4 protein-coding genes and 1 pseudogene are annotated in these 5,371 nt (G+C 65.3%); all 5 read left to right on the top strand.

The window, feature by feature from the left end:
* A partial coding sequence (locus ACFTZL_RS40325; RefSeq protein ID WP_382594154.1) for a polymorphic toxin-type HINT domain-containing protein occupies positions 1-1,718 on the top strand: 1,718 nt, incomplete at its 5' end.
* Positions 1,715-2,359 carry a hypothetical protein gene (locus ACFTZL_RS40320; RefSeq protein ID WP_382594152.1) on the top strand — a complete coding sequence of 215 codons (645 nt, stop codon included), beginning with the start codon at positions 1,715-1,717 and terminating at the stop codon, positions 2,357-2,359. The genes ACFTZL_RS40325 and ACFTZL_RS40320, both read left to right, overlap by 4 nt.
* Positions 2,360-2,728: 369 nt before the next feature.
* Positions 2,729-2,895: pseudogene (locus ACFTZL_RS40315) on the top strand (transposase); the annotation flags it as partial.
* Positions 2,896-3,160: 265 nt separating this feature from the next.
* Positions 3,161-4,624: a PfkB family carbohydrate kinase gene (locus ACFTZL_RS40310; RefSeq protein WP_382594149.1), complete on the top strand. Its 1,464-nt coding sequence runs from the start codon at positions 3,161-3,163 to the stop codon at positions 4,622-4,624.
* Positions 4,614-5,371 (top strand): carbohydrate kinase family protein (locus tag ACFTZL_RS40305; protein ID WP_382594146.1); only part of this gene is annotated, 758 nt, incomplete at its 3' end. The genes ACFTZL_RS40310 and ACFTZL_RS40305, both read left to right, overlap by 11 nt.

The raw sequence follows: 5,371 nt of genomic DNA, 5'->3' as shown, positions 1-5,371 counted from the left end.
AGAACGCCCGCGACTCCGCCGACCCGGCCGCCCTCGACGCCGAAGCCGCCCGCACGGCCGCCTCCGAGGCCGAACAGGCCGCGAAGGACGCCCGTGCCGCCGCGGGTCGCGCCGACACTGCCGCAACCGAAGCCGAACAAGCGGCCAAGGACGCACTGAAGTACGCCAAGGAGGCACAGGAAGCCGCGGAGTCCGCGGCACGCAAGCAGGCCAACCAGCAGGTCGCGTCAGGCGCGGGCACCGGCATCGGCGGCACCTGGTACGTCGTCGACGACGACAGCATCGTCATCACCGACGCCAAGCAGCAGAACGACTGTGTCATCGACATCGGCTTCGAAGGCTGCACCGTCACGTTCAAGGTCACGTTCGACGCGACAGTCGACTTCTTCCTGTGCACCGACCCCGATGTGCCGGCCACAGCATCCGGCTGCGCGGCGGCGGACACGATCCTGGTCAAGAGCGAGCGCCTCACAGGGCTGAAGAAGGATGTCACCCAGTACTTCAGCAAGCTCGACCTGATCAAGCAGACCGTCGTGTACCAGATCTTGAAAGCGGTTCTGGTTCAAGACTTCGTCGATTGCTGGCACGGCAGTGTCAGCGGTTGCGCGTGGGCGGCGAGCAACTTCATCCCGGGCAAGGCGTTCACCAAGATCGCCGACGCGCTCATCGCCCTGGACGCCGCGCTGCGGACCGGCGTGGGCGTTGCCGATGCCTACAAGGCCCTGAAGAACCTGGACATCGACCCCGGTTCGCTTGCGGCCCTCGAGCGGCAGGCCAACATCGTCGAAGACGCACTGTCAAGCTGCCGCGTCAACAGCTTCCCGGCCGACACGCCTGTGCTGATGGCGGACGGAACCCGTCGGCAGATCAGCTCAGTTCGAGAGGGCGACCTGGTCCTAGCGACGGATCCCGAGACCGGTGTCCACGCGCCGCAGCCGGTGACGAATACGTTCCGGCACGGCACTCGGCGCCTCGTCGATGTCTCCCTCGTCGGCGGCACCAGCCTGACCAGCACCGCCGGACACCGGATATACGTGGACGGGCGAGGATGGACGTTCGTCGCCGACCTGCGGACCGGCGATCGGCTGCGCCAGCCGGACGGCACGTCCCGTGTCGTCAGCGCGCTGCACGACCGGTCAGGTCTGGCACCCCACGCGGTCTACGACCTGACGGTCGACAAACTGCACACCTTCTACGTGGGTACTGAGGGGACGGCGGGCGCTCGGACAACAGATGTCCTGGTCCACAACTGTCTGAACCTGCGCCTGCACGAGAACGACCGCGGTGCCCATACCATCAAGGACCACGTCGAAACCACTCCGCAGAAGGCGACCAACAAGGCCAAGGACGATATTGCCAAGAACCCCAACAGCCCTGGGATGACCGGTGTCTGGAAGGATCTGGACACGGCCCAAGCCGCCGTCGACGAGGCGATGAAGAAGTGGCTGACGGGCATGTCCCCGAAGCAGAACAAGGCGAACCGGAAGCGGCTCGACAACTGGGTCCAGGCAACCCCGAAGGATTCCGAGAGCGCCGCACACCTCTTCTCGTTCGACGTGACGCTCGACGACACAGCGTCTCTGGGTACCGTCTACCACCACACCGGTGACAGCTGGCCGGCCCAGAACATCGTGTCCATCACACTCAAGAGGTCCGCACACAAACCCGGCTACATGGTGTACACCTCGTACCCCAAGGGAAAGAAGCCCACCACGTGACGGCGGACCGGCAAGACATCTGGGTCGACTTCGGGATCAGCGGGCTCACCAAGTGGTTCGCCGGCCCCTGGGCCAGCGAGGCAACGCCGGAGGAGATCGTCACAGGCGCCGCGGACTGGGGGGACGGGGTCTACGCGGCCACTCTCGTGGAGGATGCTCTCCGTCTTCTGGAATCACCGCTGCCAACCCGGATGATCGAACTCCTGTGGCGGTCGGCGATCGGACTTCCGTACGACCCAGATGGCGTGTGGCTTGACGGGCGCGCATGGCTGCGCGACATCGTCCGGATCTCCGTCGATCGGATTCACCGCGACGAGCCGACCTTTTCTCCTGTTTCGCCGCCGCCCTCCGTGGACGGGCCACTGAAGCAGGAGATCCTCGAGGAGATCCGCGAGGTCACGCCCAGGCTGGAGGACGCAGTCCGCGTCGGCGGGGCGGAGGTGGTGGCCGCGCTTGAGCAACTGGTCGTCGAGGTCGATCCCGACCTAGGGTTCCGATTCTTCCTGCGGGTTCTCAAGGCACACTTGGTTCCCGTCACGGAGTCCCAGTACGACCGGTACCACGTACTCGGCGAGCGCCTTGGCTATCACGAGTTCGTCGTCGACGACGGAACGCTGCAGTCCGTTCCCGACCCGGACTGACGGACGCCTGCGCACTGCTCGACCCGGAGGGCCCGTATTCCTGTCACAGGGGGTGCGGGCCCGCAGTCCCTACATCAAGGGGCCCGCCGGTGCGCCGCTAATGGCGGGGGAATCTCAGACGGACGCTTCAAGGAAGTGATGGCCTGAGGCCGCTTCTTCCGGCGCGGCAACCTGTAGACCTCTCCGGCGTCGATCTTCGGGTGACAGCATCCCCGCACTAGTGGCCCAAGCGCTATGCCAGCACCGCTCGTACGGCTTGGGCTACTGCAATGCCCCTTCGCCCCCTGCGGGGACAGCGAGACGTCACGACGAACTTCTCTGATGGGCTGCCAGGCCCGGCCCACGTCCGGACACGCTCCCGCCAGACCGATAGCGTGCCTCCTTGACGGGTGGCTCAGATCGGAAGTATCTGTCCGATTGGTGATCACTGATGCGGTGTGGGACCGGATCGAGCCGCTGATGTCGGCCGATCCTTTTCCGGGCAACAGTGGGCCAACCATCGCCGGACTCTGTCAGCCAGCGCGTGGAAGTACCGCGCCCCGCTCGTCCTGGCGCCAACGCGCCGGGCTTCGGGGCAGTCATGGCCGGAATCCGGATCCTGCGAAGCGGACTCGGCAGGCCGACGGATGAAGATGGAAGCGATGGGGGTATCCCTCACCTGAAGCGTGTTGGGCGCTGTCAGTCGGGGGGGGCGATGTGGTGGGTGGAGATCTGAGAAGCGGGCAGCGATCTCCTGACATCGTTGGATTCGGCGCATTGAATGTTGACTACATTGCCAGTGCCTCCCGGTTATCGACGCGGATGGCCGAGCAGGTATCGGAGTCAACAGCCCGGTTCGAGTGGAACACCGAAGGCCCGGTCGACGAAGCGACGATCAGGAAGGCCATGGAGCGGCTGGGCGCGTCGTCTCTCGACGCCTCACTGGGCGGGTCAGCCTGGCTGACGATGTTCACGCTGGCGCAGATGCGCCTCGGTCTGCGTCTCGGCTACGTCGGTGTTCTTGGGCGGATTGAGACGGCAGGGCTGTCCTTTGTTCGGCAGATGGACCTTCTGGGTATTGACCGGCGCTGGGTGGCCCGCTATTCGCACCGGTTATGTGGCATCTGTCTGTCCTACCTTGAGGACGTCGAACGGGTGATGCTCACCCATCCCGGCGCGAACTACCTGATGGCCGAGCACTTACAGAAGCATGGCGACCAAATCGCGCAGTACCTGGCACGGGCGCGGCTGGTGCACGTCACATCCTTCCTGGACCCGGTGACGCCGCAGTTGATGCTCGGCGTGCTGCGCCAGGCGCGGGGTCTGAACCCCGCTCTGCGGATCAGTTTCGACCCTGGCTATGACTGGGCGGCGCACCGTACCGAGGCCATTGACGGCATCCTCGCCGAGAGTGAGCTGCTGTTCGTCAATCACCGCGAGTTCAAGGTACTGGGCTGCTACGCGCCTGGTGAGACCGACGAGGTCCTCTCGCACAGAGTGTTGGCACGCTGCGCTGCGGGTTGCACGCTGTTCGTCACCAAGCGGTACGACGCGGTCGAAGTCTTCCGGTCCACCGGCGGCGGGATCCTCCGACAGCGGTTTCAGCTGCGGCGGCCGCTGCGGGAGACGGATCTGGAGGACGCCACGGGAGCTGGGGACGTGTTCTCCGCGTCGGTGCTGGCGGCGCTGGCATCCGGGCGGCTGCAGGTGGAGTTGGGCTCTTTCCTGGGTCTCAGCTTGGCGCGTCATCGGGTGGCGCACCAGCATCTTCCGGCCAGGGCGGTGCCTGCTCTGGGTCCGGATGGGTTTCTGCAGTCCGGGGAGACGCCGGTCAGCCCGCCAAGTCAGCCACGTGCTGTGCTGGTGACTCACGACGGGGGAAGCCAGTGGGAGGCTCTCCACCGTTTTCTCCAGGAAGACTGCCGCCTGGTGGTCCACTCGCTGGGTACGGTCGCACAGGGGGGCGTCGACTCACTGGCGCTGCATGAGCAAGTGGTCCGCTGCGGCTTTGCGGTGTGTGTGCTGTCGGCCGGCCGTCTCATGGAGGGCGGGCAGCGCCGCGCGAACGAGGAGGTTGTTCACCGAGTCGGCATGTTCCAGGGGTACTACGGCTTCGGGCGGGTGGCGATCCTGGCTGAAGAGGGCTGCGAGCCCTGGTCCAACAACGCCGGCCTGGTCCGAATGGATTTCACACCTGGCCGCATAGACAGCGTTTTTGTGGAGCTGGAAAGAATGCTGGCCCGCGAGGGATTCCTGGGACCAGGGAGGCGACGGAGTGACCGGTAAGCAGCATGGTGGGCCTGAGGCGGCCTCGCGGGGTGGCTTTGCCCTGGATGTTGTTGGTATAGGTGCATTAAATCTCGACTACCTCTCCTACTCAGACACCGCAGCCGGTGTTCACGATGTTTGGGTACCGCTGAGTGACAGGATCGCCGAGCTGATCGATGACGGGCGCCCGGCCCCTGAGTGGGGCACCGAGGCTGCGGTCGATGAGGCCACCGTGTACGCGGCCCTGGAAGCGGCCAATCCTTCGGCCCTGCAGACCTCCCTTGGGGGGTCGGCCTACAACGCCATCTACGCCCTTGCACAGATGCACCTCGATCTGCGCCTGGGGTACGTCGGCGTGGCGGGCCGCGTGCCTGGGCCGGGCCTTTCCGCTGTCCAGCAGTTCGAGACCCTCGGGGTCGACCACTCCTTTGTCTTCCGTGACGACGATCATTTGTGCGGCGTCTGTTTCGCCTTCACTGAGAACGGTGAACGCACCCTGCTCACTCACGCGGGTGCCAACGCCGCCATGGCCGATCACATCGACTCAGCCTTCGACGAGTTGGTCGCCTACCTCGCCACCGCGCGGGTCATCCATGTCACCTCCTTCCTGGATGACCGCACGCCAAGCCGGCTTCTGGCCGTCCTGGAGGCTGTCAAACAGGCCAGTCCCGCCACGCTGATCAGCTTCGATCCCGGTCACGTGTGGAGCCACCAGCCCACGCCAGAGATCGAGGTCATGGTGGCTTTGTCGGACTTTCTCCTGCT

The organism is Streptomyces sp. NPDC056948 (assembly GCF_042674225.1).
GTDB classification, from domain to species: Bacteria; Actinomycetota; Actinomycetes; order Streptomycetales; family Streptomycetaceae; genus Streptomyces; species Streptomyces purpurascens.
The sequence above is the reverse complement of the archived record's forward strand: the minus strand, read 5'-3'. Positions and strand labels throughout refer to the sequence as shown.